Genomic DNA, 3,308 nt, shown 5'->3' with positions numbered 1-3,308 from the left:
AAGCAGGCCGGCTTCGATCTCGTCTGGTTCGGTATTTTCCTGGTGCTGGTGGTGGAAATGGCTGAAGTCTCGCCGCCGGTCGGCTTCAATCTGTTCGTGTTGCAGACCATGAGCGGCAAGGATTCCAACACGGTCGCCAAGGCGGCCCTGCCGTTCTTCTTTTTGCTCGTTCTGGCGGTTGCCATCATCACGGTGTTTCCTGATATCGTGATGGTGCTGCCGCGGATGGCGTTCCCTGGCTAGAGAGGTGTTGTCATGTTGAGACTACTAAAAACCTGCGCAATGGCGGCTTGCGTCGCGGCGCTTGCCGGCCCGGCAATGGCGCAGACGAAATGGAATCTTCCGGCGGCCTATCCGGCGGACAATCCGCATTCGGTGAACCTGAACGCGTTCGCCAAGGACGTTGCCGACTTGACCGGCGGCAAGCTGCAGATCACCGTGCACGCCGCGGCGTCGCTGTTCAAGGCGCCGGAAATCAAGCGCGCGGTCGCAACCGGTCAGGCGCAGGCGGGTGAGGTTCTGATCTCGTTGCATGAGAACGAGGACCCGCTGTTCGGCATCGATGTCGTGCCGTTCGTGGCGACGAGCTATCCGGCAGCCAAGAAGCTGTGGCTGGCGTCGAAACCCGCAGTCGAAAAGAAGCTGGCGTCGCAAGGTCTGCTGCTTCTGTTCGCGGTGCCGTGGGGTCCGCAGGGCATCTATGCCAAGAAGGATCTCAACACCATGGAGGATATGAAGGGCCTGAAGTGGCGCGCCTATAATGTCGGCACCTCGCGCATCGCAGAACTGGTCGGCGCGCAGCCGGTCACCATCCAGGCGGCGGAATTGCCGCAGGCGCTGGCTACCGGCGTCGTGAACGCGTTCATGACCTCAGGCTCGACCGGCTACGACAGCAAGGCCTGGGAAACCATGACGCACTTCTATGATACGCAGGCCTGGATTCCGAAGAACGTAACCTTCGTTAACAAGCCGGCGTTCGACGCGCTCGACAAGCCGACCCAGGATGCGATCCTCAAGGCGGCGGCGGTCGCCGAAGAACGCGGCTGGAAGCTCGCGGAAGAAAAGGCGAAGTGGTATCTCGAACAGCTTGCCGCCAACAAGATGAAGGTACTCCCGCCACCTCCGGCGCTGAAGGCGGGGCTCGAGAAAATCGGCGAGCAGTTGACGGCCGATTGGTCGAAAAAGGCCGGCCCGGATGGGGAAGCCGTGATCGCGGCGTATAAGAAGTAAGACGATCGTCACCTCTCCCCGCAGGGGGAGAGGTGAAGGCTAATGCATCGCCGTCGAATTGAGCTGGTGCTGGATGCTCTTGAAATGATCGAGCCGCTCGATGGCGCGGTCGAGTTCGGAGCCTTCCTTCTCGGCGAGCCTGGCTTCCATGCCGCTGATCTTGTCGGCGAACGCCGCCTTGTCGAGGTCGTCCAGCGAGGTCGCGACATTGGCCAGCACGGTGAGGCCCTTTTCGGACACCTCTGCAAGACCGCCGAGCACGATGATTTTTTCGTGCGCGCCGCCGACGGTCACAGTGAGAATTCCCGGCCGGATCGCCGCCACCACCGGGGCATGTCCGGCGAGCACGCCGAAATCGCCCTCGACGCCGGGGATATCAACCTGATCGACTTCTCCGGAGAAGGCGAGCTTCTCAGGCGAAACGAGATCGAAGTGGAAGGTGGCCATGGACGCGCCTATTCGTTGGCCTCATCCTGAGGAGCGCGCTCTTGCGCGCGTCTCGAAGGATGAGAGATATCGTCGCCTCGCCCTTCGAGACGCCGACCTTCGGTCGGCTCCTCAGGGTGAGGCCGGTTGATTACGCCGCGTCGGCCGCGAGCTTCTTGCCCTTTTCGACGGCTTCTTCGATGGTGCCGACCATGTAGAAGGCGGACTCCGGCAGGTGATCGTACTTGCCTTCGCAGATGGCGCGGAAACCCTTGATGGTGTCGGCAATATCGACGAATTTTCCGGGCGAGCCGGTGAACACTTCGGCGACGAAGAACGGCTGGCTCAGGAAGCGCTCGATCTTGCGCGCGCGGGCGACCGCAATCTTGTCCTCTTCAGACAGTTCGTCCATGCCGAGAATGGCGATGATGTCCTGCAGCGACTTGTAGCGCTGCAGTATCTGCTGGACCATGCGCGCAGTCTGGTAGTGCTCCTCGCCGACAACCAGCGGCGACAGCATGCGCGAGGTGGAATCTAGCGGATCGACCGCGGGATAGATGCCCTTTTCCGAAATCGCGCGGTTCAACACCGTGGTGGCGTCCAGATGCGCGAACGAGGTGGCGGGCGCAGGATCCGTCAAGTCGTCGGCCGGCACGTAGATCGCCTGCACCGAGGTGATCGAACCCTTGTGCGTGGTGGTGATGCGCTCCTGAAGCGCGCCCATGTCGGTGGCAAGCGTCGGCTGATAACCCACCGCGGAGGGAATACGGCCGAGCAGCGCCGACACTTCGGAGCCGGCTTGCGTGAAGCGGAAGATGTTGTCGACGAAGAACAGCACGTCCTGGCCCTGGTCGCGAAAATGCTCGGCGACGGTGAGGCCGGTGAGGCCGACGCGGGCGCGCGCGCCCGGCGGCTCGTTCATCTGGCCGAACACCAGCGCGCATTTCGATTTGACGTTCGGATCGGGATTGTGCGGGTCGGCGTTGACCTTGGATTCGATGAACTCGTGATACAGGTCGTTGCCTTCGCGGGTGCGCTCGCCGACGCCGGCGAACACCGAATAACCGCCATGCGCCTTGGCGACGTTGTTGATCAGTTCCTGAATCAGCACGGTCTTGCCGACGCCGGCGCCGCCGAACAGGCCGATCTTGCCGCCCTTGGCATAGGGTGCCAGCAGATCCACCACCTTGATGCCGGTGACGAGAATTTCCGCCTCGGTCGACTGATCGGTGTAGGTCGGCGCTTCCGCATGAATCGGACGCATGCCTTCCGCTTCCACGGGGCCGGCCTCGTCGATCGGCTCGCCGATCACGTTCATGATGCGGCCGAGGGTGCCGGCGCCGACGGGCACCATGATCGGGCTGCCGGTGTCGGTCACCTCACCGCCGCGGACCAGGCCTTCGGTGGTGTCCATGGCGATGGTACGGACCGTGGACTCGCCGAGATGTTGCGCCACCTCGAGCACCAGACGGTTGCCATTGTTGGTCGTTTCAACGGCATTCAGAATGGCGGGCAGATGTCCTTCGAACTGCACGTCGACGACGGCGCCGATGACCTGCGTGATGCGTCCGGTCTGGTTGGCAGGGGTAGCCATAAAACTCTCTCCTTGAAGTCCGAAACTTAGGGCATGATCCCGAAAAGTGGATACCGGT

At 62.2% G+C, this 3,308-nt stretch carries 4 protein-coding genes; 2 read left to right on the top strand and 2 right to left on the bottom strand.

The features are described 5' to 3' along the window. A partial coding sequence (locus VGP39_RS25130) for a TRAP transporter large permease subunit (protein ID WP_327570795.1) occupies positions 1-243 on the top strand: 243 nt, incomplete at its 5' end. Positions 244-255: 12 nt separating this feature from the next. Beyond that, positions 256-1,230 carry a TRAP transporter substrate-binding protein gene (locus tag VGP39_RS25125; RefSeq protein ID WP_327570794.1) on the top strand — a complete coding sequence of 325 codons (975 nt, stop codon included), beginning with the start codon at positions 256-258 and terminating at the stop codon, positions 1,228-1,230. A 39-nt stretch (positions 1,231-1,269) separates the two neighbouring features. Here VGP39_RS25125 and VGP39_RS25120 read toward each other — a convergent pair whose 3' ends face one another. Together VGP39_RS25120 and atpD are read right to left on the bottom strand one after the other, a co-directional pair. Continuing rightward, on the bottom strand, positions 1,270-1,677 hold the full coding sequence (locus tag VGP39_RS25120; protein WP_327570793.1) for a F0F1 ATP synthase subunit epsilon: 408 nt from the start codon (positions 1,675-1,677) through the stop codon (positions 1,270-1,272). 130 nt (positions 1,678-1,807) lie between these two features. Continuing rightward, a complete protein-coding gene (gene atpD / locus VGP39_RS25115) occupies positions 1,808-3,250 on the bottom strand; it encodes a F0F1 ATP synthase subunit beta (RefSeq protein WP_327570792.1) in 1,443 nt (480 codons plus the stop codon). Positions 3,251-3,308: the final 58 nt, after the last annotated feature.

The sequence above is a fragment of the Bradyrhizobium sp. genome (assembly GCF_036009065.1).
GTDB lineage: Bacteria > Pseudomonadota > Alphaproteobacteria > Rhizobiales > Xanthobacteraceae > Bradyrhizobium.
The sequence above is the reverse complement of the archived record's forward strand: the minus strand, read 5'-3'. Positions and strand labels throughout refer to the sequence as shown.

Coding starts and splice junctions, on each gene's coding strand:
- VGP39_RS25125 (WP_327570794.1), top strand. CDS start 256: ATGTTGAGACTACTAAAAACCTGCGCAATGGCGGCTTGCGTCGCGGCG.
- atpD (WP_327570792.1), bottom strand. CDS start 3,250: ATGGCTACCCCTGCCAACCAGACCGGACGCATCACGCAGGTCATCGGC.
- VGP39_RS25120 (WP_327570793.1), bottom strand. CDS start 1,677: ATGGCCACCTTCCACTTCGATCTCGTTTCGCCTGAGAAGCTCGCCTTC.